This is a genomic window from Paenibacillus plantiphilus (assembly GCF_927798095.1).
GTDB lineage: Bacteria > Bacillota > Bacilli > Paenibacillales > Paenibacillaceae > Paenibacillus_Z > Paenibacillus_Z plantiphilus.
The window spans coordinates 255,196-281,432 of sequence record NZ_CAKMMF010000003.1; the positions used below are offsets into that span (position 1 = coordinate 255,196).

19 protein-coding genes are annotated in these 26,237 nt (G+C 50.4%); 3 read left to right on the plus strand and 16 right to left on the minus strand.

What is annotated here, in order from left to right:
- Nucleotides 1-607: 607 nt before the first annotated feature.
- Nucleotides 608-1,015: a MarR family winged helix-turn-helix transcriptional regulator gene (locus L6H65_RS03760; RefSeq protein ID WP_236339120.1), complete on the minus strand. Its 408-nt coding sequence runs from the start codon at nt 1,013-1,015 to the stop codon at nt 608-610.
- Between the two features lie 193 nt (nt 1,016-1,208).
- On the opposite strand from L6H65_RS03760, the gene L6H65_RS03765 reads away from it, so the two are divergent.
- A complete protein-coding gene (locus tag L6H65_RS03765) occupies nt 1,209-1,376 on the plus strand; it encodes a hypothetical protein (RefSeq protein ID WP_236339072.1) in 168 nt (55 codons plus the stop codon).
- 3 nt (nt 1,377-1,379) lie between these two features.
- On the opposite strand, the gene gyrA is transcribed toward L6H65_RS03765, so the two are convergent.
- The 14 genes from gyrA to leuC all read right to left on the minus strand — a co-directional run bounded on the left by gyrA (nt 1,380) and on the right by leuC (nt 23,606).
- A complete protein-coding gene (gene gyrA / locus L6H65_RS03770) occupies nt 1,380-3,821 on the minus strand; it encodes a DNA gyrase subunit A (RefSeq protein WP_236339073.1) in 2,442 nt (813 codons plus the stop codon).
- Nucleotides 3,822-3,907: 86 nt separating this feature from the next.
- Nucleotides 3,908-5,884 carry a DNA topoisomerase IV subunit B gene (gene parE, locus L6H65_RS03775; protein ID WP_236339074.1) on the minus strand — a complete coding sequence of 659 codons (1,977 nt, stop codon included), beginning with the start codon at nt 5,882-5,884 and terminating at the stop codon, nt 3,908-3,910.
- A 386-nt stretch (nt 5,885-6,270) separates the two neighbouring features.
- Complete coding sequence (locus L6H65_RS03780) at nt 6,271-7,257, minus strand: ABC transporter permease (protein ID WP_236339076.1); 987 nt, start codon at nt 7,255-7,257, stop codon at nt 6,271-6,273.
- Complete coding sequence (locus L6H65_RS03785; RefSeq protein WP_236339121.1) at nt 7,250-8,149, minus strand: ABC transporter ATP-binding protein; 900 nt, start codon at nt 8,147-8,149, stop codon at nt 7,250-7,252. The genes L6H65_RS03780 and L6H65_RS03785 overlap by 8 nt, the downstream gene beginning before the upstream one ends.
- A gap of 133 nt (nt 8,150-8,282) precedes the next feature.
- Entirely contained in the window at nt 8,283-9,107 is an 825-nt protein-coding gene (locus L6H65_RS03790; protein WP_236339078.1) for a GDSL-type esterase/lipase family protein, read from the minus strand.
- A 159-nt stretch (nt 9,108-9,266) separates the two neighbouring features.
- Nucleotides 9,267-10,448, minus strand: coding sequence for a formate-dependent phosphoribosylglycinamide formyltransferase (gene purT, locus L6H65_RS03795; RefSeq protein ID WP_236339079.1), 1,182 nt, complete (start codon nt 10,446-10,448; stop codon nt 9,267-9,269).
- Nucleotides 10,449-10,780: 332 nt separating this feature from the next.
- Complete coding sequence (locus L6H65_RS03800; protein WP_236339080.1) at nt 10,781-14,443, minus strand: dynamin family protein; 3,663 nt, start codon at nt 14,441-14,443, stop codon at nt 10,781-10,783.
- A gap of 42 nt (nt 14,444-14,485) precedes the next feature.
- On the minus strand, nt 14,486-14,752 hold the full coding sequence (locus L6H65_RS03805) for an NAD/NADP transhydrogenase alpha subunit (protein WP_236339081.1): 267 nt from the start codon (nt 14,750-14,752) through the stop codon (nt 14,486-14,488).
- A 7-nt stretch (nt 14,753-14,759) separates the two neighbouring features.
- A complete protein-coding gene (nth, locus tag L6H65_RS03810; protein WP_236339082.1) occupies nt 14,760-15,455 on the minus strand; it encodes an endonuclease III in 696 nt (231 codons plus the stop codon).
- Between the two features lie 123 nt (nt 15,456-15,578).
- Nucleotides 15,579-18,290, minus strand: a complete 2,712-nt coding sequence (locus tag L6H65_RS03815; protein WP_236339083.1) for an S-layer homology domain-containing protein — start codon at nt 18,288-18,290, stop codon at nt 15,579-15,581.
- An 18-nt stretch (nt 18,291-18,308) separates the two neighbouring features.
- A complete protein-coding gene (locus tag L6H65_RS03820) occupies nt 18,309-18,935 on the minus strand; it encodes a GerMN domain-containing protein (RefSeq protein WP_236339084.1) in 627 nt (208 codons plus the stop codon).
- Between the two features lie 81 nt (nt 18,936-19,016).
- The gene (locus tag L6H65_RS03825) at nt 19,017-20,531 is read right to left on the minus strand and encodes an N-acetylmuramoyl-L-alanine amidase (RefSeq protein WP_236339085.1); all 1,515 of its coding nucleotides are present in this window, start codon (nt 20,529-20,531) and stop codon (nt 19,017-19,019) included.
- Nucleotides 20,532-21,553: 1,022 nt separating this feature from the next.
- Nucleotides 21,554-22,147 carry a 3-isopropylmalate dehydratase small subunit gene (gene leuD / locus L6H65_RS03830; protein ID WP_236339086.1) on the minus strand — a complete coding sequence of 198 codons (594 nt, stop codon included), beginning with the start codon at nt 22,145-22,147 and terminating at the stop codon, nt 21,554-21,556.
- 37 nt (nt 22,148-22,184) lie between these two features.
- The gene (gene leuC, locus L6H65_RS03835) at nt 22,185-23,606 is read right to left on the minus strand and encodes a 3-isopropylmalate dehydratase large subunit (RefSeq protein WP_236339088.1); all 1,422 of its coding nucleotides are present in this window, start codon (nt 23,604-23,606) and stop codon (nt 22,185-22,187) included.
- A 164-nt stretch (nt 23,607-23,770) separates the two neighbouring features.
- Here leuC and L6H65_RS03840 point away from each other — a divergent pair, with 164 nt between their 5' ends.
- Nucleotides 23,771-24,670 carry a LysR family transcriptional regulator gene (locus L6H65_RS03840; protein ID WP_236339089.1) on the plus strand — a complete coding sequence of 300 codons (900 nt, stop codon included), beginning with the start codon at nt 23,771-23,773 and terminating at the stop codon, nt 24,668-24,670.
- A 169-nt stretch (nt 24,671-24,839) separates the two neighbouring features.
- Here L6H65_RS03840 and L6H65_RS03845 read toward each other — a convergent pair whose 3' ends face one another.
- Nucleotides 24,840-25,643, minus strand: coding sequence for a carbon-nitrogen family hydrolase (locus L6H65_RS03845; protein ID WP_236339090.1), 804 nt, complete (start codon nt 25,641-25,643; stop codon nt 24,840-24,842).
- Nucleotides 25,644-25,787: 144 nt separating this feature from the next.
- Between L6H65_RS03845 and L6H65_RS03850 the strand changes: the two genes are divergently transcribed.
- A complete protein-coding gene (locus L6H65_RS03850) occupies nt 25,788-26,228 on the plus strand; it encodes a hypothetical protein (RefSeq protein WP_236339091.1) in 441 nt (146 codons plus the stop codon).
- Nucleotides 26,229-26,237 lie beyond the last annotated feature (9 nt).

Consider the following 26,237-nt stretch of genomic DNA (forward strand, 5'->3'; position numbering starts at 1 on the left):
AGAGGGCAAGACCTCGCAGATTGCTCTTCAGCCATCTCCATAAGGCGGAAAAACCGCTTTACAGCTCGGAAACTTGGAGCGAGGAACGCTGTAACGCTGAAAAACCTTCTTTCAGATGGCAAGACCTCGCAGATTGCTCTTCAACCATCTCCATAAGGCGGAAAAACCGCTTTACAGCTCGGAAACTTGGAGCGAGAACCGCTGTAACACTGAAAAACCTTCTTACAGATGGCAAGACCTCGCAGATTGCTCTTCAACCATCTCCATAAGGCGGAAAAACCGCTTTACAGCTCGGAAACTTGGAGCGAGGACCGCTGTAACACTGAAAAACCTTCTTACAGATGTGAAATCGTCCTAGCCCTTCTTTCGACTATTGCCGCAAGGAGAAATATTCTGGGAACGGAGCTGTCCGCAAAGCTCCAATATTCAATGAGTCGGAGTCGGTCCCAAATGATATGAAAAGATGCCTCCAAAACCACTATATTAGTGGGTCTGTAAGCATCTTTTCATCATATATAGGGGGGCTTAGTGGAGACTCTGATATCATTAAACGACTTTCTAGACAGCCCCTTATACGGGGACAAATAAGCGATCCAGCGAGCTGCAACTATGAATTAGCAACCTTGCCCAGCAAATATACGAGCAGCTGTTGATTATGGACAGAGATACGATCGAGCGCTTCGCCTATATACGCATCACGAATTTCCATACCGCGAATAGCTTCCGTGTTCCCTTTCTCCGTGACCGTCACCCATACGATTCTGCGATCATTATCATCACGATTGCGGGACACTAGACCTCCCCGCTCCATGCGATCAAGCAGTGTTGTTATCGCTGCAGGCGTCGTTGACAAGAACACCAGTAAATCAGATGGCTTCATTGGCTGATGCACCAGCAGAAGCTCCAGTACATTCAACTGCCCCTCCGTAAGTCCCGGTGCCAATGAATCCTCCAAATGCATCTTCCAGTCCTTCGTTAGCTTGGACCATAATCGGCCAAATTCCACCGCTACCATCACGACATCCGCTCCCCGTCAACTTATCACTTTCTTTCCATTATACCACTCTGCAATGTCGAATTAAAGGTTAATACAGTTAATATTATGCGCCATTAAATGATACAAAATCGAACCCTTTGACATCGTTAGACATAAACTGCTCCTATAGGCGGCAGCACATGACGAAAAAGAAGACGGGAGAGTGAATGCTATGGATACTAACAGGATGGAGCTCGTTCAGAAGCTTGTTGATGCCGGCGTACTAAAAGACCCACAGCGGCTGAACCGTCTGGATGAGTCGGTTCCACTGTGGGTCGTGCTTGAAATGATGGTGAACATGCTGGAGCGGATTGACCCGCCCCATCAGCCTTTCGATTAACGATTATATGTCCGTTCTTGCAAAAGCCGTTACGATAACATCTTTCTTATCGACTGCCGCAATCGCTTTGCCCGTTGATTTGTGGTCTTCAATCGGCGCTTTTTCCGTTGATGCAGTCATATGCGTACCAGAACCGGTAATGAACATTAATTCACGTTCTTCCTTGCAGTAGAATGCGCCGATCAACCTCTCGCCATTGGAACGGACTCGTTTCCCCTCTTTGAATCCGAAGGAGGCTACACCTTTGCCGCCCCGTCCCTGCACAGGGTATTCCAGCAGGAGCGTTCGTTTTGCATACCCGAGCTCAGTAAGGACAAGCAATTCTCCCTCGTCCCCATAAACCCATTCAGCAGCAACAAGTTCATCCTCTGCCTTCAACATAATACCTCTCACACCAGCGGCAACGCGTCCCATCGGATTCACTTCATTCTCAGCGAAACGAATACACATGCCGTTCGAGCTGACAAGAATAAGCTCCTTGCTATTGTCGCTGACTCCTACACGAATGACTTCATCGCCATCGACGAGCTTCACAGCGGCAATTGCAGTGGAGCGCGAAGACTTGTACTCTTTCATCTCTGTTCGCTTCACCTGACCGCGTTTCGTAATAAAAACGATGGAGCGAGTCGCATCTTCAAAATCCTTGACCGGAATAATGCTGACGATGCTGTCATCCTTAGGAATAGGAACAACATTAACGACTGCGGTCCCAGTATCCTTCCACTTGAATTCAGGAATAAGATGAACAGGCAGCTGATAATATTGTCCTTTGCGGGTAAACAGCAGAAGCTGGTCTATCGTATTCACATCCAGAAGATCGCGAATGACATCGCCTTCCTTCACGCCAGCGCTGCCAAGCTCTCCTCCTGAACGCACGAACGATAGCTTCGATGTACGCTTAATATACCCCTCTTGACTAAGAGTCACGAATACATCCTCTGCTGGCACGATTACTTCAAGATTTACCTTGAGTTCCTCAACCTCGCCTTGAATATCCGAGCGGCGGTCGATGCCGTATTTCTCCCGGATTTCAGCAAGCTCATCCTTGATGACGCCAAGAAGCTTCTTCTCACTGTCGAGAATAGAACGCAAATATGCGATCCGCTTCATAATATCTTTTAATTCCTTCTCCAGCGACGTTATTTCGAGATTCGTCAATCGATACAATTGGAGAGTTAGTATGGCATCCGCTTGCCGTTCGGTGAAGGTGAATTTCTCCACCAAATTATTTTGCGCATCCTGACGATTCTTCGAAGCCTTAATCGTTGCGATGATCTCATCCAGCAGATTAAGCGCTTTGACAAGCCCTTCTACAACATGAGCGCGGTCCTCTGCCTTCTCCAGCTCGAATTGCGTACGGAAGGTGACGACTTCCTTCTGATGGTTAATATAGGCTTCCAGAATGTCCTTCAGTCCCAGCTGCTTCGGTGTTTTGTTAACGATCGCCACCATATTGAAATTATAAGCAACCTGCAAATCCGTCTTCTTCAACAGATAGGCGAGTATGCCCTGCGCATCGGCATCTTTCTTCAGCTCGACAACAATTCGGAGCCCATTGCGTCCGCTCTCGTCGCGAACCTCGGCAATTCCTTCGACGCGCTTCTCCAGCCGGATATTTTCCATCGCAGTAACAAGCCGCGATTTTACAACCTGATAAGGAATCTCCGTAATGACAATTTGCTGACGGCCGCCCTTGAGATCATCAATAAATGATTTTGAACGGATATAAATGCGTCCCTTGCCCGTAGCATATGCATCTCGAATGCCTTCTCCGCCCATAATGAGGCCGCCGGTTGGGAAGTCTGGTCCCCTTACAATCGTCATCAGCTGATCAAGCTCTAGCTCAGGCTTATCCATTAAAGCGACACAAGCATCAATGACTTCTCGCAGGTTGTGAGACGGGATTTCCGTTGCAAAGCCAGCCGAAATACCGCTTACCCCATTGACGAGAAGATTCGGGTAACGGGCAGGCAGAACGACTGGTTCTTTGGTTGAATTATCGAAATTGTCTTTGAATAAGACCGTTCGTTTCTCAATATCTCGCAGCAGCTCCATCGCAATGCTTGATAGCCGCGCTTCCGTATAACGCATCGCAGCAGCGGGATCATCATCTAGCGATCCCCAGTTGCCATGACCGTCAACAAGTACATGTCCCATCTTCCATGGCTGCGCCATCCGAACCATCCCCTCATAGATCGAGGAATCGCCGTGCGGATGGTAATTACCCATAACGTCGCCGACCGTTTTGGCCGATTTGCGATATTGCTTATCAGGCGTATTGCCTGCATCATACATAGCGTACAAAATACGCCGCTGTACCGGCTTTAATCCGTCGCGAACGTCGGGAATGGCGCGGTCCTGAATGATGTATTTGGAGTAGCGTCCGAATCGGTCACCAACAACCTCCTCCAGAAACGCTGGCAAAAACTGTTCCAGGATGCTCATACCGCTTATCTCTCCTAAAAGTTTTCTGCTTATTATCTACATGAGTAATCTGCTCTGCAAGCAGAAAACTGCTTCGAAAGCATACTCTATTCAGCATATTCCGTAAAGTCAACATTTTCGACAATCCATCGTTTGCGAGGATCAACCTTGTCGCCCATGAGCGTCGATACACGGCGCTCCGCTTTAGCGGCATCCTCAATCCCAACCTGCAGCAGCGTTCTGGATTCAGGATTCATCGTCGTCTCCCACAGCTGGTCAGGATTCATCTCTCCCAATCCTTTATAACGCTGCAGCTCGAATTGCTTGCCAAATTCCTTCAAATAATTTTGCAATTGATCATCTGTCCAGGCATAACGAACCGTGACCAGCTTGCCGGACTTGCGAGAAATTTTATAAAGCGGCGGCTGTGCGATAAAGACACGCCCCGAATCTATAAGCGGCTTCATATATCTGTAGAAAAAGGTCAGCAGCAGCACTTGAATATGCGCGCCATCTGTATCAGCGTCTGTCATAATAATAATTTTGCTATAGTTACACGATTCCGCATCGAATTCCGGTCCAATTCCAGCGCCGATCGCTGCGATTATCGCCTTATATTCATCGTTTTTGAGAATATCAATAAGCTTTGCCTTCTCGGGGTTCATCGGTTTTCCTTTGAGCGGCAATATAGCCTGATACTTGGAATCTCGTCCTTGCTTCGCCGAACCTCCAGCAGAGTCGCCTTCGACGATGAACAGCTCTGTTCGTGTTACATCCTTGGATTGCGCTGGCGTCAGCTTGCCGCCAAGATTGGAGCTTTCGCTCTTCTTCTTCCCGCTGCGGATCTCCTCCCGCGCCTTACGGGCTGCTTCCCGCGCTTTGGAGGCTTGAATGGACTTCTTAAGCAGCATTTGCGCGACCTGAGGATTCTCCTCAAGAAAAACCTGCATTTTATCCGATACGATAGCATCAACAACACTTCTAGCTGAGGCGCTGCCGAGCTGGTCCTTCGTTTGCCCGACAAACTCTACTTCTGACATCTTAATATTAATGACAGCCATCATGCCTTCACGCAAATCATTGCCTTCAAGGTTCTTTTCTTTCTCCTTGAGCAGGTTGTTCTTGCGCGCATAATCGTTCATTACCCGGGTATAAGCCGTTCTAAAGCCAGTCTCATGCGTACCGCCTCCGCGAGTCGGAATCGAGTTAACGAAGGAAGCAATCGTCTCCGTATAACCGTCATTGTACTGCATGGCAACCTCAACCTCGATCTCATCCCGTTCAGCGGTGAAATGAATAACATCATGCAGCACCGTTTTCTCTTCATTTAGAAACTGAACGAATTGCCTGGCCCCGCCCTCGTAATGAAAAACATCCTGTTTGCCGCTTCGTTCGTCCTTCACCATAACCTTCAAGCCTGAATTCAGAAAAGCAATCTCCTGAAGCCGTTCGGACAAGGTATCGTAATTGATCGAGACATTGCCGTGAAAAACACGAGAATCCGGCTTGAACGTTACCTTCGTGCCTGTCCGGTTCGTATTGCCTGTAATCTCAAGACCGGTCGTAGGCTCTCCGACATGCTCCTTGCCATTCGCATCGACCCAATATTCGAATCGCTGCTTATGGATTTTGCCATCACGGAAAATTTCGACTTCCAGCCATTCGGACAGGGCATTGGTTACAGAAGCGCCGACACCATGAAGACCGCCCGACTTCTTATATCCGCTGCCGCCGAACTTGCCGCCAGCATGCAGGATCGTAAACACAACTTGTGGTGTTGGAATACCGGTCTTGTGAATGCCAGTAGGAATGCCGCGTCCATTATCTCGAACCATCACCGAGCCGTCATTGTGGATAACAACTTCAATTGCCGAGCAGAATTTAGCCAAGTGCTCGTCAACCGCATTGTCGACAATTTCCCATACGAGGTGATGCAATCCTGAGGTGCTCGTGCTGCCGATATACATCCCGGGTCGTTTGCGGACAGCGGTAAGTCCCTCCAGCACTTGAATGTCATCGGCTTCATAATTACGATCAATGGCCGAAGTAGACTTCCCCGCAAACAAATCCAACTGCTCTGACATACTGGTCCTCCTAAAAGTTTTCTGCGCAACTTCTTGATTAAGCTACTTGCAAGCAGAAAACTCGCTTCGTAAGCATTCGCTAAGTTTTCTGCGCAACTTCTTTGATTATACTACTGTGCAAGCAGAAAACTCGCTTCGTAAGCATACGCTTAGTTTTCTGCGCAACTTCTTGATTATACTACTGTGCAAGCAGAAAACTTGCATCGTAAGCGCTAAGTTTTCTGTGCAACAGCCATCCCAACAAGCTTATAGTACTTTATTCGAATGGTAAAGGATGTAGTGATGATGGGGCAACTGTTCGTAAGATCAGCTTGCCCCACTTGGATCATTATCTATATTCACCTTAATCGATCACATTCAGTGCTTCAATCGCTACCCAGCCTATTTTAATTCAAGATGTCCTGTTTCGTAAAGACTCTGAACGAAACGATCAGTGCGCCGATTGCCCAAACCGCAAGCGTAAGGAGTGAGAACGTCAGTGTCATCCCTTCTATCGGCGGCGGCGAGCCTCGCAAATAATCGGTCAATTGCAGGTTTACTGCAAACACATATTTGGCGCTTTCCCAGGACGAGGACATGCTCGACAGAATCGTTCCGGCGATAACTGCAGCCATCATCGTTACGATGCTTGCAGCCGTACTTCTCACCAGTACGGAAACCATTAGAGCTAATATAGCAACAGTCATGGAGGAAAACCAGATTAGTCCTGATTGCATGAGCATGTACAGCCATTGTGGAACCGCATGGACATAAGTATTGTCAACTGTAGCCCCGTTAATGACAAATCCGGTGAAAATCGGCATATTCCAGCCGCCGTAGCCGAATAATGCGCCTGATATTAAATAACATAATATGCCGCTGGTGAGTACAATTAAGGATACATACAGCGTCAATGCGACAAGCTTGCTAAATAATATTTTCCACCTCCTGACAGGTCTCGTAAGAAGCATCTTGATCGTTCCAGTGGAACGCTCGCCCGATACAAGATCCGATGCAATTGCTAGAACAAGAAGCGGATAAAACAGCGTTACCGAGCTCGCCATAAATGAACGGGTAAAGGTAACCCCATCCGGTGAATTCGGATTTACATTCTGGTCCAAATAATATTGCAGCTGCTGGACCGCGATGCGGCGGAATCTCTTCCATTCTTCCGGTATCCGGTCGCTAGAAAGCGCATTCTGCATATCATTAATCTGCTGAACCAGCTGATTGCGCCAGTCTTTGAAGTTTTTGGCGTTGTTCTCCGAAATTTTCATCTGAGCATAGGTAAAAATCGGTATCAATACAAGCAGTACGAGGATGACGACATAAAACCGTTTTTTCTTCCATATTTTCAAAGTCTCATTCTGTATGAGTGGCAGTAATCTATCCAATGCTCTCCCCCTCTGTCATTTTCAAGAATAGCTCTTCCAAGGTTGGCGCAATGCGCTGTACCGAAAGGACGCCAAGGCCTGCTCCAACTGCTTTCTCAACTACTGCAGGAATGCGCTCAACATCCATAGTCGTAATGATCGCGCCCTTCATTCCCGCTAATATTCCCTCATCAATAACATGCTCATTGTCGTCAATAAACTGGAGGCCCTTTTCACTTTCAAGAAAACGTCGGCCAGCTGCTGGCTGATCAAATTGCCACACAACATATTCGCCAGCCTGACTCACCAGCTCTTCAACAGTTCCTACAGCCAATACCTTGCCGTGGCTAATAATAGCTACCCGGTCGCACATAAGCTGAATCTCGCTCAATAGATGGCTGGAAATAAACAGGCTCATCCCTTGATTGGCGAGCATGCGTACGAACTCGCGCAATTCCTTGATTCCTTTAGGGTCCAGTCCATTCGTCGGCTCATCCAGAATTAGCAGCTTCGGGCGTCCAAGAAGCGCCTGCGCGATGCCAAGGCGTTGACGCATCCCAAGCGAGTACGTCTTCACCTTGTCATGAATGCGCTGCTCCATTCCCACGATCTCAACTACCTCTTGAATGCGAGCAGTATCAATACCGCGCTGCATGCGGGCAAAATGCTCCAGGTTCTCCCATCCGGTCATATACGAATAAACTTCAGGGTTCTCAACAATACAGCCAATATGCTTTAGCGCTTGCTCAGGATCCCTTTGAATATTGTCGCCGCAAATAAGGATCTCGCCCTGTGTTGGCTTAATAAGTCCTACGAGCATGCGGATTGTCGTTGTTTTGCCGGAGCCGTTCGGTCCAAGAAATCCGAATATTTCCCCTGCTCGCACATCGAAGGAAACATCGTGTATGATCATCTTTTTGCCGATCTTCTTCTTGACATCCTTCACGGACAGAACAGTTTCAACTGCTGCCGGCTCATTCGGAGCTGTCGTCTGCCGCTGCTTGGCTTCGGTTACAGATAGGGTCGTACTCATGACTGGCAGCCTCCTATTCCAATGACTGAACAATGCGGGCTGCGATTTGTGCATAACCCTCATTATTCGGATGAAAATGATCCGAGGACAAATAACGCTCAATCGATTTTTCAAACAGATCGAAGGTAGGGACCATCATCATGTTCGGATACTGATGAATCATCTCATAGGCCTGCTGGTTCCACTTCTGGACCTCCAGACTGCCATCCTTCAAATCCTTCAAATCGTAGAAAGGGTTGTACATCCCCACATAGACGATCGTCGCGTTCGGGTTAATCTCATTCAACGCTTTAATGACTCGTTCCAGCCTCTCCAAACCTTTGGGCAGCTCCTTCTGAAGCTTGTCCATATTAAGCTCGCCTGTCGCTTCACTGGCGCTCTGGCCTGTCGCAATCTGAAACAAATCATTCCCGCCGATTGTGAAGAGTATCAGGTTCGCTTGTGAGAGTGAATATCGAACGCCTTTATCCTTCGCCAATTTGTCAGCCAATTGATCCGCACGCTGTCCATTCAGAGCCAGATTGTTATTGAGCTTGACAGGAACCTTAAGCTTCTCGGAAAGAAGGGGAATGACCTGCTTCACGTAACCCTCGCCAGTAGCATCTCCAGTACCTTTCGTAAGAGAATCGCCTATGGCTGTAACGAGGATTTCTTTTCTTTCTGCCAGCTTGGCGCTTGCGGGCGGTTTTGCGCTCAGATCTTCCCCAATATAAGTGCTTTCGCTAGGCCACAGCATATCTTTAACCGAATAGCCGAACCCAAACAAGAGGAGCAGGGTTGATAGCAGCGCGGTTATACTGACCGTTCTCCATAATCCGCTGGATGGAATGCTCCGCATTTTTCTTTCTCTCTCTCCTTTCACGACATAGCTGCTGTCAGGCTTTACGCCGCATGTTAATTTTATGTAATAACAAGTTCTCTTATAAAAATAATGGTTTCTCATCGTATTTGCAAATATTTGGAACGAAAAGGTAATAGAAATGGATTTTCATTTGCATTATTCGTAGACAATCCTGAGAGATTCTGCACCTCGTCTGGCCAGCTCGCGCGCTTGCTCTGTGTCGTCTCCAGTGCTTAGAGCAACTGCCATGCGGCGACCCGGCTTCGTGACCGGCTTGCCAAAAACACGCACCTGTGTGTTCGGAAGCACCAAAGCCTCTTCCACCCCTGCAATCTGGAAATTGTCCGCTTCGCGGTCAGCCTTCAGCGTGTGGGAAGCACCTGGCGAAAGCAGGCGGATCGTCGGAATCGGATAGCCGAGAATCGCACGAACATGAAGGGCGAATTCCGATAAATCCTGCGTGACCATCGTTACCATTCCTGTATCATGAGGTCGCGGTGAAACCTCGCTGAACAGCACACCCTCCTGTGTTAGAAACAATTCGACACCATAAATGCCATAACCGCCGAGCTCTTCCGTAATTTTACGTGCAATCTCTTCCGCTTCCTGGATTTGCTGCTCGCTCATTGCATGCGGCTGCCACGATTCAATATAATCCCCCTCCTTCTGAACGTGTCCGATTGGAGCGCAAAAGGAAGTGCCAGATACCGAGCGGACAGTAAGCAGCGTGATCTCCGACTCAAAATGTACGAAGCCCTCCACGATAACCCGCTGTTTCTTTGCGCGTCCGCCATCCATGGCGTATTGCCAGCAGCTCTCAATTTCCGCTTGGGAGCGGCATACGCTTTGGCCTTTGCCTGACGAGCTCATAATAGGTTTAATGACACAAGGCGTTCCCAGCGTTTGAACAGCCTGCTGCAGCTCCTGCAAGGAATCAGCGAATAAATAAGGTGCAGTAGGAAGGCCCAGCGTTTCTGACGCCAGACGGCGAATGCCCTCCCTGTCCATCGTAAGACGGGCTGCGCGGGCAGTTGGAATGACCCGAAAGCCTTCACTCTCCAGCTCAACCAGTGCATCTGTTGCAATCGCCTCGATTTCCGGCACGATCAGATCAGGCTGCTCCTTCTCGATTAATTCGCGGAGCGCGGCGCCATCGAGCATGTCAACAACATATGAACGATGTGCAACCTGCATGGCAGGGGCAAGCGCATAACGATCAACGGCAATCGTCTCGACGCCGAGCCGCTGCGCTTCAATAATAACCTCCTTGCCTAGCTCGCCGGAGCCGAGCAGCATCATTTTTCGAGCATGAGTAGATAACGGTGATCCGTGGGACATAGGTGGACGAGAACCTCCTGGAAATGGCGGTTGGCTGACAATGAGGCTGACTCTTGCTTCCCCTTCTTGTTGACCAAGCGATTTCGTTTTTTCTTTCATTGTGGAGGTTCTGGATCGAAAAATCAAGAAAGCTGCGATCCCGAATGCTGTTTAGACCACAGCTGGCAGTGCCAACGTCCCGAAAAAACGATAAAAAGCGCGAAAAAAGACTGTCTCATTCATCCTAAGATGATCCCAGAGACAGCCTATCTCAATAGAACTTTCATTCTGACTTTTGAAACGTACATTTCCACTTTGTCATGCGGGAATTCCCGCTATAAGCCTGCTTGCCGCTAAATATCGGCAAGAGCAGCGCTTAGATGACGAAGCTCGGCTACATCGGCATCTCCGCTCAACGATGACAGCTTGCCTTCTGTAAAGGCGTTAATCTCCTGAAGCAGATTCGCGTTAGAATTTGCGACCGCCTGATTCCACAATTGCTCGTAGCGGCTGCTCCATTCCTCCTGTATCGATGTCACCCAGCTTTGGATCGGCCCGGCCAGCTCAGCTTCCAATGCACCGCGCAGAGCGATCTTGCCATCCCCTTCAAAGAAATGTCGAGGCGACTTGAAGCGGCTCCACAGCCATTTGGACTCCACGGTGTCAGCATGCCACGGCTCCCCTTGCTCCGGTGTCGCAATGTCCAATGGATGGTAGGAGGACGGTCTGAAGCCCTCCAATACATTCGCAAGCTCCTCGCTCGTATCACCCAATCTTTTCGCTGCCAGCCGGTTCAGCGTATGATCCAGACGAAGGGAGGTAGCCTCCAGCTCTTGCGCCAGCTCAATTTGAAGAAGCCGCTGCAGCTCCAGCCATGAGGTCCAGAGCGCCTTCTTCAGATCACGCCCGTCATCCTGCAGGGACGAGGGATTGAAGGCGAAATTATAGTGATCGCCAAAACGGAATTGAACACGCTGCACAACATAGAATAATAGCTCCTTAAGCTCTTGCTCAAGCTGCGGGTTCCCCGGCTGCACACCCTCTGCAATCATACGCGCTCTGTCTGCATCAGCGACCAGCCTCGTTCGTTCCGCTTCACGAGTAGCTGCATCGCCTGATGCGGCCTCCAGCCATCCTTCTATCGTACGACGAGCTCTTTCAAGCTCTTGCTCTGCTGAGGCAACAGCGAGTTTCCCGAGATCGTTGCGGGCAAACCCGATAAATGAGGATTCAAATGCCGGCAAGCCAGATTCATGAAGCATCGCCTCGTCGCCGATTCGTTTGCCATCCAACGCCTGCAGGCTGGATATAGGGAACATCCTTGGGAAACGAATGCCATGCTGCTGCAGATTGCGTTCCACATGATCGAGAACGCCCTGCCTCTCTTCTTCGCTCGAAGCAAGATCTGCGGCGTTGACGATAAAGAACATTTTATCGAGCTCGAACTGATCCTTAACACGACCAAGCTGCAGCAGAAACTGACGGTCAGCCTGTGAGAACGCATGGTTGTAATAGGTGACGAAAAGAATCGCATCCGCATTCTTAATATAATTAAAGGCAACGCCGGTATGCCGCGCATTAACAGAATCTGCGCCCGGCGTATCGACAAGCACAATTCCTTGCGCCGTCAACGCATTGTAATGATAAAGCTCAATCTCGCTGACAAAGCAGGAACGAGATTCTTCAGCAACATAACTCCGATATTGTCCGCCATCTACATTCAGCTGCTGTCCGAGCAGCGGCTCATGCTCTCGCCAGCCTTTAAAGGCGGCCTTCAGGAAGCTGTAATGCGGCCTTCCGCCTGCATGAACTGCAGCCGGCGTAAGCTTCTCGATCGATTCGAGAACAGCCTCATCACTCATTGTGTCCGTGTCCTCGCCTAACAATCGGAGCGAGTATCTCAGATCGTCCAGCATCGCTTCACGCGTCTTCATCAGAACTGTCGCCGTACCGCTTGGACGTTCTCTTGTCGGCGGTACGATGCGATTCACCGCTGCTGTCGTCGGGTTAGGCGATACCGGCAGCACAGACTCGCCCAGAAGCGCGTTGGCGAGCGACGATTTCCCCGCGCTGAAAGCCCCGAACAGGGCAATGGTGAACCGGCTGAGACGCAGCCGGTCGCCTTTGTCCCGCATAGCCGCAACGGCCGAAGCCAGCGACGGATGCGGCGAGAGCAGCTCAGCGGCGCGACGCAGCCGTTCTGCCGCTTCGCGCTGCGGCCCCAGAGCGGAATTATCGCTCTGGGGGGCCGCTGCCGCAGCAGCGGCAGCAAGCGGCGCATGCGCGATGCCTGCGCCGCTCACCGCAGCTGCTGCTGCGGCTTCAGCGCCGCGCGCCTCCGCCGCGGCGCCTGGGGGCGCCTCCGCGCCGCGGCCTGCGGCCTGCGGCTGCGGCAGCGCTGGGCGCGGCGGCGCTGGCGGCAGCAGCGCCGCCAGCCGCGCCAAATGCGCCGCCTCGCGCTCCGCCAGCGAGGCCAGCTTCGCCAGCGCCGCGGCTTGCGAGGCAAGCTCGCCCAGCCGCGCGCGCAGCGGCGCAGCGGCAGCCGCGCCAGCCGCTGCCGCCCGATCCGCAAGCGTCTCGATCCACGACATCGCCCGCTTGCGGAACAGCGCCTTCACATCCGCGGCAAGCTCGCGGCAGTATACAATCGTATACTCATTGCCGAACACAGCGCCGGCCTTCACATGGGAAACCATATATTCCGGCTCGATTTCCCAATGGATATCTGCCTCTAGCTTGCGCTCCAGCGATTCATCTCGCCAGCCGATTGCATCCGCCGCTTTGCGCAGCAGATCATTCAAATGCCACTCGATGCCGGCCTTCACCTGTGCCGCCATATCCTCGCGAAATGCCTCCAGACGCCGCTGCTGCTCTGCTGCGGTCTTCGCGGCAGCAAACAGCAGCCCGGCCTTGAAACCAGGCTTGCGGCTCTCCAGAAACGCATGTGCGAGGTCTCTCGTCGCTGCGGGCGTTATATTCGCATTGTCGAGCAGGCTTTGCATCTCTAGCCGCAGCCGGGTTCGCAGGCCATCAATCTCTGCCCCCGCTTCAGCCAGCTTGCCCTCCAGCGCCCCAATCTCCGCTCTTACCTGCTCTGCTCCGCTTTCGCCTCCAGCCTCATCCAGCAGCGCTTCGCGCTCCGATTCCGAAGCCTCCTCCATCGCCTTGCCATGTGCCCGTACAAGATGGCGGGTCGATGCGTCTACACTGCACAGCGCAAGCGGAGCTCGCAGCACAGAAAGCTCCTCCAGCAGCCGCTCAAGCTCACCCCATTCACTCTGTGGATGGTTCGGCTCGCGCAACGACAAATAGACAATCCCGTTTGGCTCCAGCTGCCAGTTGGCGAATGCCTCTTCAACACTTCTGCGATATTCCGCGAAGCTAAGCTCATGATCACGATGCTTGTCGATCTGGTTCACGATCAGATACAGCGGCTTGCCCCACTCCTTCAATTGCTTGGCAAACGTGAAATTGATCTCTGACTGCACATGGTTGTAATCCATAACGTAGAACACGACGTCCGCCATATGAAGCGCCGACTCTGTGGACATCCGATGCGCGTCATCCGTCGAATCGATGCCCGGCGTATCCAGCAGCACCGTATGGTCGCCCAGACGAGGAATAGGTGTCGACAACGTAACGGATTGTACATTCTCTCCGTCCTTGCAATAGCGATTGACATCGGCTATCGGTACTTCCAGCGTTTCCACTTTACCGCTGACGAGTTTTGTAATTCTTGCTTTTGATTCCCCGCTCATAATCGTTACGACGTTCGCGCTTGTTGGTATCGGACTTGACGGAAGCAGCTCCGTACCGCACAGCCGATTAATCAGCGTCGACTTGCCCGCTGAGAAGTGGCCGCAGAACGCAACCGTCAATTGTCCGCCCGCCAGCTTGGACCGCAGCTCAAGAAGCCGCGCGGAATTGGGATCGTCTCCGGCGGCTTTCATTATAGGTGCAATCTCTTCAAGCGCGGTATCGAGCGGATGAGGGGCTGTTTCCATCGTATGGCTCATTACTCTCTCTCCCTACTCCAAACCGATATTTCACTTCCTAAACTAGGCAGACTGATCGGAAGGCATGCAAATTTCGAAAACATCACCATGCTGCAAAATCATAATATTCCGTTCCTTCTCCTTCATGACAACAACCTCAGGCTTTAGGCGCATGCGCTCAATATATTGATCCGGCACATCTCCTGCACCGCTGACGGTAACGCCTTCGATAATGATTTCTTCATTCTCTTCTGGCGGAGCCTCCATCACCTGCTCATAAATATCGGAAAACAAAGCGAAATCCCTGGTGTATACGGAGATGCATTTCATGGTTGGATCATCCTTTACTGTTTAGTTTTTTCTTTATTCCATTAGCCTGTCGGTTTGCGGCAGGTTTCATGCGCACCTTGCCCTCTCTGCACAGATCCAGCAGCGGACATAGGGGACATTGTGGATTTTGCGCTTTGCAATGATATCTCCCGAAGAAGATCAGCCGATGATGCGTATCCGTCCACTGGTCTCTGGGCACAAGCTTCATCAGCTTCTTCTCCACCTCAAGCACGCTGTCATCGCTTTTTGCCAGTCCAAGCCGTTTAGAGACACGTTCAACATGAGTATCTACCGCAATTGCCGGTACGCCAAAAGCATTGGAAACGACGACATTAGCCGTCTTGCGCCCCACTCCCGGCAGCCTGGTCAGATCCTCGTGGCCTTGCGGAAGCTCGCCGCCATATTCATCGATGACCATACGGCACAGCTTCTGAATATTCGCTGCTTTGTTCCGAAACAATCCGATTCTGCGGATATCCTGTTCAAGCTCGCTTTGCGGAACCGCCAAATAATCCTCAGGCGAACGGTATTTCTGAAACAAATCGGCCGTCACTTTGTTGACTGTTTCATCCGTGCATTGGGCAGACAGCAGCACTGCAATGGTCAGTTCAAACGGATTGCTATGGTTTAGCTCACAATGAGCGTCCGGGAACATCTCTCCGATAACTCGCAAAATATGCTTCGTCTTCTCTTTTGCGTTCAACCATCTCTCTCCCCTATTTGGGCTATCGATTCAAAGTGTAGCGAAAAATGTCACAATGCGCAACAGTAAAAGGGCTGTTCCGGCCAAATAACCGGAACAACCCTTCAAAAATTCGCGAAATCGCTATTTTACAACCTCCAGAAGCACACCTTTATACACATACAGCGTAATATTGTCTCCGTCTTTCATTTGCGCCAGATTGCCCTGAGCGCCACTATTCGTAACTCTCGTATCGGCTGTTACTTTGAATTGATAGTTCGTATCCGACACATTGGCACGTCTGACAGAAAGCGTATTGCTGGATGCTTCATATTTCCAGAACTTCTTCGCAAGCCCGCTAATAACGGTAATAACGACCCGATCCTTGGCATCCTTGCGAACCTCGACACGATCGCCAGCCTTCAGACCAGCAGCAGATGCGCTTGTCGCCCCATCCTTAATAACGGAATAATCAGTACCAAGCGTGATTACGGATGAAGAGCCCTTATAGTCCAGCACAGTGATTTTGTCAGCAGCGACAGAAGTCAGGGAGCCTACAGTAACTGCAACGCTCTTGAGTGATTTCAGCGTCTTCCCGGCATAGGTCGCATTGACAATTTGTCCAACAGACAAATTGCTCAGAACGATCTTCTCCCCACGCTCATTGAGCAGCTCCGAAGCGCCGACCAGCAGCTCAGTCGTCACTTGATCCGCGCCTTTCACCTTCACCTTCTTCGCCGCCGTATCGATGGCAACCAGCTCATACTGCCAGTTTGTATGCACTTGAATGCCTGATGCTTTATCCTGATTCGCATTCAACAGCGCCGTAACCGTATCTCCAACCTTAACGTCTGCAATGACTGCACTTGATTTGCCTGCAATCTCAACACTAGCATAGGTTTCCAGTCCAAGCGTTACTGGCAGTCCATTGACAGACAATGTGATCGTATTGCTAGTCGTGCTGGTCGATGAGACTGTCCCTGTATAATTGTATACGAATTGCAGCAGCACCGCTTTATCATCCGTATAGCCCAGTGTCAGCTTGCGGTTCTTCGTCAGCATGGAACCTACGCTCTCCAGCGACATCGGCACGCCGTTGAATTCAATTTTCGTCTTGTCGCTCAAATAGACCGGAATGAGCTTATTAAGATTGCTCTTCACGACTAGCGCTTTAATATCCGCGTCATAGCTGACTACAACTGCTCCCGTAATCATCTCAACCTTGCGGCTGAGCACCTTGATCGCTGTAACCTGATCACGCTCATTAAGCGACAGTTCAAGCTGGTCGCCCTTCACGAGATCATTGATCGTCGCACCATTGAGTCCTGTTATTGTAACCTCTGCATGATCAGCTATGAATTTGGCCTCCAAAGCTTCCTGCGCTGTACCCTGACCCTTCACGAATTGAATCGTCTTGCTGTCCGAGCTTGCGGAATAGAAGTGGCCCTGCACTGTCATTGCAGAAGTTTGCTGAATCGTGATTCGAGTAACAACACTGTCTTTGATCTCGTAAGAAATCAAATCGCCTTGGCGAACCTGTGTGACGCCGCCCTGCAGAATTGAACCCTGCCAGATGACATCCGCTCCCGCAGCGATATTTAGCGCCTCCGTCCGATTGTATACGGAGTCTATGACCGTAATTACCGGAGGATTGGCTTGCACCGCTTGCACCTTGCCGCTGCCGGATTTGTTCACTGGGGCTGATTGGATCGTTATCGAAGTCGCCAAAGGCTTGGCGCGATACTTAGCGCGGGTAATCTCGATTTTGCTGTCCTTGGTTAGCGCAGAAACCGCTAATTTAGCGCCTGAAGCATCTTTGACGATTAGCGATTGGTCATAGGAAACCTCAACCGGCTTGTTGTCCACCCACACGTACATGATGCTCTCACTAGGGAGCAGCCGATCAAATGTCGCAGAGAATTTCTCGACCTGCTGATCGTTATCCAACTGCTCCACATAAAGCGCATTCCCTTGGCTCGCGATAATCATCACACGGGTATGAGGACTTAGCTCAGCAACCGTGACCGCTTTCTCAGAATCATGACGATAGATTCGGGTATTAGCTCCGAGAGTAAAGGTTGAATCTCCGTTGCCCTTGTACAAGCTTATTGAACTATCGCTAAGTGCGGATATAATTCCTTCTTCCTGACCGATATAATCCACTTCCAATTGACTCTCGGCACGGCTGAACATAGTGGCCAGCGCAGCTCTTGTTATCGAGCCCTTCGGGTCGAATTTATCAGCGGTAATCCCTTTCACAAGCTGAAGCTGGATCGCGGCATTGACATACCCTTTATATGCTGCGCTCACTTGATTGCCATCATTGAATGCAATTGGCGCGGAGGCGAGCGAATCCGCGACGCTCTTCTGTCCGATTGCCCGAATCATCAGCTTCGTAATCCACTCTCTGGAAGCTTTGCGGGAGCCCCAATCATTTTTCGGGTCAGCCTCGGCAAGCTTGTACTCCTCGGCCTCATCAAGAAGGCCATTCTGGAAAGCAAAAGCGATATACGGCTTGAAAAAATTGCCGACTTTAAAATCCTTGTTCCCTACAAATACGCCGTCACTATCCACCTGGCTTTTCTTGCCCATGAAGCGGATCGCCATGACAACCGCTTCTTGCTGAGTTACATTGTCTCCAGGCTTGAAAGTGCCATTCGTCCCGCCTTCGACAACGCCCTGAAGCGCCAGCTTCGTAATATGCTTGTCCGCCCAGTGCGTAACCGGTACATCCGAGAACTTGCCGGTCGCTGCTGCCGATGCCGGGCTGCTGGCAGTAAAGAGGAACACACTAGATAATAAAGAGACTACTATCATGATTGAGACCAACTTGAACCATTTCTTTTGCTGCGGCATGAATACGGCTCCTCCTTATTATTTCTTGTATGGGTGCTCTAGCGTGTCGTGCCCCATCAAGCTTTCCGTTTGCTTCCCGTCTACCAGAATATCGAGGGATTGGAATCCATCAAATTGGAACATCGTTTTCTGGATGGCTTCAAGCGCCAGCACCTCGCCAGGCGCCCCAAGACGAGCCTCATCCGGCACATGCACATCCAGTACAACAGCTCCGCCATCTTCTACTTTCGCGCTCAACAGCTCAATATCCTTCCAGAGCGATACTTCGCCATTGCTTCCATCCTTCTTGAGCGCCAGGAAGGCAGCCTCTGCTTTTTTGCTGTCATTCTCGTATTGAATATGTGCCGTTTGCTCGCCCAGCTCCATAAGCTCATCATCCGGATAATAGATTTTAATCGTTTCCTTCGTCATTTCAGGTTCCTTGGGATCATCATTTGTGCTGGGTTGCTCCTCTGTCGCATTCGGATCTTCTGACGTGTTCGGAGTATCATTTGTCGCATTCGGATTCTCTTCTGTCGTACCCGTTCCAGCAGCTCCTACTCCGTTCTTATTCCCATCCTTGGTTGCTCCGCAGGCTGAGATCATAACGACGACAACAATCATTACGCTGACTAGCAGGTAACGTTTAATCAATGAATAGTTCATAGACACACCCTCCTACAAGCTTCTACTACTCTATGTAATAAACTTTAGCACTGCCGAAAAAACAGCAGGACAGCTATTACTCTATTGTAGCTTCAAATATTCTTTAATCCCAGCAACAATTTCAGCAGCTATGCGATTCTGTGTCGCTTCCTTGAAGAGAACCGGCTCGTCCTTCTTGCTGGACAGATAGCCTGCTTCAAGGAGAACCGCTGGCATCGTCGTATACTTAATCACTTTGAATGAAGCTTGCCGAACCTTGCGATCTACAAGACCTGTTCCAGCAACAAGATGCTTGTGCATAATATTGGCAAGCGTCTTGCTGTTTTCCCGATTATAGTACGTTTCCGTTCCGTTGATCTCCGGCTTGTAGCTGTTGGCGTGAATCGAAATGAACAGGTCAGCCTTCAAGTCATTTGCGAATTTAACACGATCATCAAGAGGAATGAAGGTATCATCCGTTCTTGTCATGTGGACTTTAATCTTCGATTCTTTCAATAGGAGAGCCTGTACCTTGAGCGCAATCGTCAGGTTGAAATCCTTTTCCTTGCGCTTCGCAATACTAATTGCACCAGGATCGTGATCTCCGTGGCCCGCATCGATGACTACTTTATAGACACCCTTCTCTACAGGCGCAGGCGGGATTGTAGTATCCGGCTTCTGCACAGGTGGTGTTGCTGGCCCCGTCGGGTCAAGAACATCGATTCGAATTGCATTCTCCTCCTCCACGACATTAAACGCGGTAGGAGCATTCAAATCAAACACAACACGAATGGTATTCGTTTCTTGCGAATAGAGCGAATAACGAACCTTATACAATGAGAGATGCGTGTCCATCACAATCTCGCCTAGCTTGGACCCACTGGTAGAAGGCAGAAAGCCCGGCGAAAAATTCGGATCGAATTTCATATTGGGCACATCCACAACAATTCGCTCCGGATTGTGAAGAACCTCCGTCTTCACGATACCAGCCTGTCCTGTATAGGCCAAACGAACACTGCTAAGTCCATCATAGCTGATTGAGGATAATGTTGCTGTGTCCGCAGTTGGAATCTCACCGCCATCAGGATTAACAGCGCCTCCATCCCCGTCCGTGCCAGGCGTACTGCCATCAGTTGACCCATCGCCATTGCCTTGATCCGGATCAACCTCCGTGACAGGAGGTAAAACTATCGATTGCTTCTGATTAAGATAGACGGATTTGGTTAGCTTGTCCCAGCTAACTTCAAGTCCGAATTGTTCGCTTACGAAGCGAAGCGGCACTAATGTTGTGTCAGCAGAATTAATTGCCGGCGCGTCGAGCGATACTTCAGCCCCGTTCACAATCGCTTTTTTGCTGCCGATTGTCAGCCTCATACTCGTCTCACCGTTAAAAATGGTAACATGCGGCGATTGCCAGCTTACATCGAAACCAAGCCCTTCCGTCACCGTGCGGATCGGTACAAAGGTGGACTGCCCGACCAGCTTGGGTTCTGCTTTGGTCAGCAGCTGCTCCCCATTCAGATAAAGCTTAGGCGTTGCAGAGGCAGCTCCGACTACAATTGGAACCATAGAGACAAGGAACGTCAACAGCAATACAGCGGTTACAAACTTCTTCATCTTTCACCTCGATGACTGATTTTTCGCCTTCCAACAGACCAAATAAGCCGATGCTCTCAGACGAATAATTAGACGCAAACAATCAGAAAAAGTTGCGAATACAGGAATATTGTAACTCCTGTGTAATAGAGCTAAAAAAAGTAACCTTGAGTACATCTCCCCCTCGGTTAATACGCTGCTGAAAAGTCCATACGATTTCGCCCTCCGCATGCTGCTCCAACCGTTGCTTTCACCTCGATTGCCGCCGCAAAAATACAGATACCATGGCCGTAATGGACCATTTCAAGCCCCTTACCTGCAAATCACATCAAAATAATTTTTATGGAGAAAGCATATTCCCAAAACTCTGCCTGTAAAAAAAGTGCCTTACGGCCATAGCTTTCGGGCATCTGCGACGACTTTTCATCTGTAAGAGGGTTTTTCAGGCTTCCAGCGAGCCTCGCTCCACTTTTCCTCGCTGTAACGCAGTTTTTCCGCCTTACGGCCATAGCTTTCGGGCATCCTGCGGCGACTTTTCATCTGTAAGAGGGTTTTTCAGGCTTCCAGCGAGCCTCGCTCCACTTTTCCTCGCTGTAAAGCGGTTTTTCCGCCTTACGGCCATAGCTTTCGGGCATTCTACGGCGACTTTTCATCTGTAAGAGGGTTTTTCAGGCTTCCAGCGAGCCTCGCTCCACTTTTCCTCGCTGTAACGCAGTTTTTCCGCCTTACGGCCATAGCTTTCGGGCATTCTGCGACGACTTTTCATCTGTAAGAGGGTTTTTCAGGCTTCCAGCGAGCCTCGCTCCACTTTTCCTCGCTGTAAAGCGGTTTTTCCGCCTTACGGCCATCACCTGATTAACTTTTTCAGCAGACTGAAAACCAAAAGTTTACCAGCCCACTCACTTGCTGCTGTTGATGACATCCTCGTGTCATGCAATTTCCCGTCCGCCAAAACAACAAAGGCTGCCCCTTAAAGTAGTATTCTACTTTGGGGACAGCCTAGTATGCTCACGCAAAGGAAAGCAATGTTGTTAGGACGAATGCTAGAATGCGACGCGTGCAGCCTCATAAGCGGAAATCTTATCTTCGTGCTGCAGCGTAAGTCCGATATCATCAAGACCTTGCAGCAGGAATTGGCGGCGATGCTCGTCGAGATCAAAGTTAATCTCCAGACCAGCGTTGTCAACAATCTTATTGTTCTCCAGATCAACCGTCAATTGATAGCCTTCCGTTGCAGCCGTACGCTGGAACAGGTCTTCAACCTGCTCTTCGCTCAGGCGGATCGGCAGAATACCGTTCTTGAAGCAGTTGTTGTAGAAAATATCAGCAAACGATGGCGCGATTACAACCTTAAAGCCATAATCAAGAATCGCCCAAGGGGCATGCTCACGGGATGATCCACAGCCGAAGTTAGCGCGCGAAATAAGAACGGATGATCCTTGGTAGCGCGGTTGGTTCAAGCTGAAATCAGCGATTGTGTTGCCCTTCTCGTCCCAGCGCCATTCAAAGAACAGGAACTGGCCAAAGCCGCTCCGCTCGATGCGCTTCAGAAATTGCTTTGGAATAATAGCGTCGGTATCCACATTAACACGGTCAACCGGGGCAACAAGGCCCGTTAACTTTTTGAATGCTTCCATACGAATTGCAGCTCCTCTCGAAATAACGCCAAACTTATTAGTTCAAAACTTCGGACTTGATTTTCCAGTCGCGAACGTCAGTGAATTTACCCATTATTGCAGCAGCAGCAGCCATTGCCGGCGATACGAGATGCGTACGTCCGCCACGGCCCTGACGGCCTTCAAAATTTCGGTTGGATGTCGATGCGCAGCGTTGACCCGGCTCAAGCACATCCGGATTCATCGCAAGACACATGGAGCAGCCAGCGTCACGCCATTCGAAACCAGCGTCAACGAAGATTTTGTCCAGTCCTTCTTTCTCAGCTTGAATCTTCACTCGGCCAGATCCTGGAACGACGATTGCCGTTACGCGGTCGCTTACTTTATAGCCCTTGGCAATTTCTGCAGCAGCGCGCAAATCCTCGATGCGGCCATTCGTGCAGGAACCGATAAATACGTAATCAATCTCAATCTCGGTCATCGGCGTGCCTGGAGCAAGACCCATGTAATCCAAAGCCGCTTCAGCAGCTTTGCGCTCGTTCTCAGTCGGCAGCTCGGAAGGCACAGGCACGTTGGACGTAATGTCTGTACCCATACCCGGGCTTGTGCCCCAAGTAACTTGCGGAATAAGAGAATCAACGTCGAAGTCGACAGCAGCATCGTAGGTTGCGCCTTCATCTGTCGTCAACTGCTGCCATACAGCAACAGCGCGATCATAGGCTTCGCCTTGCGGTGCATATTCGCGTCCGCGCAAATAGTTGAAGGTCGTTTCATCAGGTGCGATAAGACCGGCGCGCGCGCCAGCTTCGATGGACATGTTGCACACAGTCATACGCTCTTCCATCGACAGGGTGCGGATCGCTTCGCCTGTGAACTCAAGCACATAGCCTGTTGCAAAGTCTGTGCCGTACTTCGCGATAACACCAAGAATCATATCTTTAGCGGTTACGCCAGCTTTGCGGCTGCCGTTGAATTTCACTTCCATCGTCTTAGGCTTCGATTGCTGGAGACATTGCGTTGCCATTACATGCTCAACCTCGGAAGTTCCGATACCGAATGCAAGAGCGCCGAACGCGCCGTGCGTAGACGTATGGCTGTCGCCGCAAACGATTGTTTTGCCCGGGTGAGTAAGTCCAAGCTCAGGACCCATAACGTGAACAACGCCTTGATCAATGCTGTCCAGATCGAACAGTGTAACGCCAAAGTCTTTGCAGTTCTGCGTCAGCGTATCAATTTGCTGCTTGGAGATTGGATCTTTAATATTGAAGCGATCTTTCGTCGGAACGTTATGATCCATCGTTGCGAAAGTCAGATCAGGACGGCGCACTTTGCGGCCGCTCAAGCGCAGACCTTCAAATGCCTGCGGGGACGTTACTTCATGGACCAATTGCAAGTCGATATAAATAATGCTCGGCTTGCCCTCTTCCGAATGAATAACGTGGTTATCCCAAATTTTCTCAAACATCGTCTTTTTAGACATTGGATTCACCTCTTATAAATTTCAATATGTCGTTAGCAATATCGTTGATAGAATCATCATAGCATTTCTTTCTTCATTGAACCAAGATATAATATCTATAACTGCGATAGGTACGGCCTATGACAGGCAGCAGAGGAAAATATGTCCCAAGGAGCATCCAACAAATGGAATTTCGCCAATTACAATATGTGATCCAGATCGCCAAGGAGAAGAACTTCTCCAGAGCCGCCGAAAAACTGCATATCGCTCAGCCTTCATTAAGCCAGCAGCTGTCCAAGCTGGAGAAGGAGATCGGTGTGCTGCTGTTCCGCCGCACGACGAATTCCGTCGAGCTGACACATGCCGGTTCCGTCTTCGTGGAGAAGGCGCAGAATATACTCGACAGCATCGAGCAGCTCAAGCAGGAGCTTGACGATCTTGCTCACATGCGTAAAGGAAAGCTCGTCGTCGGAAGCTTGCCCATCACCGGCTCTCATGTTCTCCCGCTCGTGCTGCCGGTATTCGGCAAACGGTATCCCGAGATCGAAGTCGTCCTCGTCGAGGACAGCTCGTCCCGATTGGAGCAGCTTACAGCCAGCGGTCAGACCGACCTCAGCCTGCTCTCGCTGCCGCTGCAGGAGCCCTCTCTTACTTGGGAGGCGATCATTGATGAAGAAATCTGTTTAGCCGTCCCGCCAGAGCATGGGCTAGCCAAGCGAAGCGAGCCCGTGCAATTGTCCGATCTTGCCGCAGAGCCTTTTATCATTCTCAAAAAAGGACAGGGCTTCCGGCAAATTGTACTGGAGCTATGCGAAGGAGCCGGCTTCGAGCCGCGTGTCGTCTTCGAGAGCGGCAATATTGAAACGGTGCAGTCCCTTGTCGCGGCTGGGATGGGAATCGCATGCGTGCCCAAGATGGTCACCCGTGCCAAGTGGAGCGAGTTTGCCCCGGTTTACTTGGGCATAGCACCGCCTACACCTTCGCGAACGCTTGTTATTGCAAGCCGCAAAGGCCGCTATCTGTCGAAAGCGGCCGAAGCTTTTATAGAAACAATGAAATCAACGGTTGAGCATCATTTCGGATGAGCTAGATAATTTTCTCTACATTAGTTGAACGATTGAAAGGAACAAAGGGGCCGCTGCGCTGGGAATATTCTTTCGATCGCTGCTGTTCTTTTTTCGTTGCTTATAATCGCTATACTTCTATATTTACATTGGATCTTCCTGCAATTGGTTTGAGGGCAGGAAAAAACCACTAATAAAGCGTCGGTCTTCGATCCTCGAAAACCGGAATTTTAGCTCTAACGGCATCCACCAGTGACAGATCGATTTCGGCGCGGAGAATCATTTCTTCCTCATCCGCTTCTCCGATAATCTCGCCCCAGGGATCGATAATTAGCGAGTGGCCGAAAAAGCTGCTTGACCCGCTTACTCCACAGCGATTGCAGGCGATGACGAACATTTGATTCTCGATTGCCCTTGCGGTAAGCAGCGTCCGCCAATGATGGAGCCGCGGATTCGGCCATTGAGCGGGCACGAACAGCATTTTGGCGCCGTCTAGCGCCAGCTTTCGAGCCAGCTCAGGGAAGCGGATGTCGTAGCAGATCATCATGCCGGCATCCGCAGCTCCCACGCGAAGCTTCCCGATCTTATCTCCTGCCTGAAGATGCTTCTCCTCGTCCATAAGCCGAAATAAATGAATTTTCGAATACTCCGCAATTATTTCACCGCTTGCGTCAAAGGCGTAGCTGGTATTAAAGACACCCTCAGGACGCCCTTCCGCTATGGAACCCGCCAATAGCTGAACCCCATGCTTGCTGCAGAATGCCGACAGCAGCGCTTTCGTTCTTGCTCCCGCTTCATCTGCTAGCTCATTGATCCTCTCAAGCGCATAACCTGTATTCCACATTTCCGGCAGCACGATCAAATCCGGCTTAACCGGACCAGATACGGCCTCCTCCAGCTTTGCCGCCAGTCTGTCAAAATTAGCGTCCGGATGTCCCGCATCGACATGCATTTGTATCAAAGCGAGCTTCAGCCTGTTGTGTTGCGTTTCCATGCAATAACCTCCAGCTCTTCCTGCTATTTCACACTGCAATTGAAGAAGAATGTTTTCCCTTATGATACCGCCTCATGGTTCGCTGTCAAGATGGGTAGCTTAATCGTTGTAACGATAACCGATTTATTAAAAGGAGATTGAGCCATGAAAGCAAAAATAATGATTCTGTTGGCATTAGCCTTCTGCATGCTGCTTCCTAATATGGCGGCAGCGCATCCAAGAGCGGAAGGGACAACACTGCCTAAGCCGGTTCAAGCCTTTGATGTTGCTGCGGGAAAGGTCGTCAAAACTGTACCGAACAGCAAACAATATCAAGACTATGCCCGATCATGGCTAGCCTCGGTAACCGGCCTTTCGCCTCAAGTCGAAGCGAACGAGAAGTGCGGCTATGTGTACCGGATTCCTCTCACTGAGACAGCTTCCGTCAAGACAACCGGTTTAAATGTGCAGGTAACCGACGTATTTCTCTTTTATTGCCCGAACAAGCCGGCTCTTCTTCTTATTTTTGACGAGAACCGCAAGCCGTATTTACTGCAATTCAAAGCCGACATACAGCCGTTCCTGAAAACAATCGCGATCCCATAGCTGACGGAA

Excerpts from the sequence above, each read along its gene's own strand:
- L6H65_RS03815 (WP_236339083.1), bottom strand. The coding sequence starts at position 18,290 with ATGCCGCAGCAAAAGAAATGGTTCAAGTTGGTCTCAATCATGATAGTA.
- L6H65_RS03825 (WP_236339085.1), bottom strand. The coding sequence starts at position 20,531 with ATGAAGAAGTTTGTAACCGCTGTATTGCTGTTGACGTTCCTTGTCTCT.
- L6H65_RS03765 (WP_236339072.1), top strand. The coding sequence starts at position 1,209 with ATGGATACTAACAGGATGGAGCTCGTTCAGAAGCTTGTTGATGCCGGC.
- L6H65_RS03845 (WP_236339090.1), bottom strand. The coding sequence starts at position 25,643 with ATGGAAACGCAACACAACAGGCTGAAGCTCGCTTTGATACAAATGCAT.
- L6H65_RS03820 (WP_236339084.1), bottom strand. The coding sequence starts at position 18,935 with ATGAACTATTCATTGATTAAACGTTACCTGCTAGTCAGCGTAATGATT.
- L6H65_RS03800 (WP_236339080.1), bottom strand. The coding sequence starts at position 14,443 with ATGAGCCATACGATGGAAACAGCCCCTCATCCGCTCGATACCGCGCTT.
- L6H65_RS03760 (WP_236339120.1), bottom strand. The coding sequence starts at position 1,015 with ATGGTAGCGGTGGAATTTGGCCGATTATGGTCCAAGCTAACGAAGGAC.
- leuD (WP_236339086.1), bottom strand. The coding sequence starts at position 22,147 with ATGGAAGCATTCAAAAAGTTAACGGGCCTTGTTGCCCCGGTTGACCGT.
- leuC (WP_236339088.1), bottom strand. The coding sequence starts at position 23,606 with ATGTCTAAAAAGACGATGTTTGAGAAAATTTGGGATAACCACGTTATT.
- L6H65_RS03850 (WP_236339091.1), top strand. The coding sequence starts at position 25,788 with ATGAAAGCAAAAATAATGATTCTGTTGGCATTAGCCTTCTGCATGCTG.
- purT (WP_236339079.1), bottom strand. The coding sequence starts at position 10,448 with ATGTCCCACGGATCACCGTTATCTACTCATGCTCGAAAAATGATGCTG.
- L6H65_RS03840 (WP_236339089.1), top strand. The coding sequence starts at position 23,771 with ATGGAATTTCGCCAATTACAATATGTGATCCAGATCGCCAAGGAGAAG.
- gyrA (WP_236339073.1), bottom strand. The coding sequence starts at position 3,821 with ATGAGCATCCTGGAACAGTTTTTGCCAGCGTTTCTGGAGGAGGTTGTT.
- parE (WP_236339074.1), bottom strand. The coding sequence starts at position 5,884 with ATGTCAGAGCAGTTGGATTTGTTTGCGGGGAAGTCTACTTCGGCCATT.
- L6H65_RS03790 (WP_236339078.1), bottom strand. The coding sequence starts at position 9,107 with ATGCGGAGCATTCCATCCAGCGGATTATGGAGAACGGTCAGTATAACC.
- L6H65_RS03785 (WP_236339121.1), bottom strand. The coding sequence starts at position 8,149 with ATGATCATACACGATGTTTCCTTCGATGTGCGAGCAGGGGAAATATTC.
- L6H65_RS03805 (WP_236339081.1), bottom strand. The coding sequence starts at position 14,752 with ATGAAATGCATCTCCGTATACACCAGGGATTTCGCTTTGTTTTCCGAT.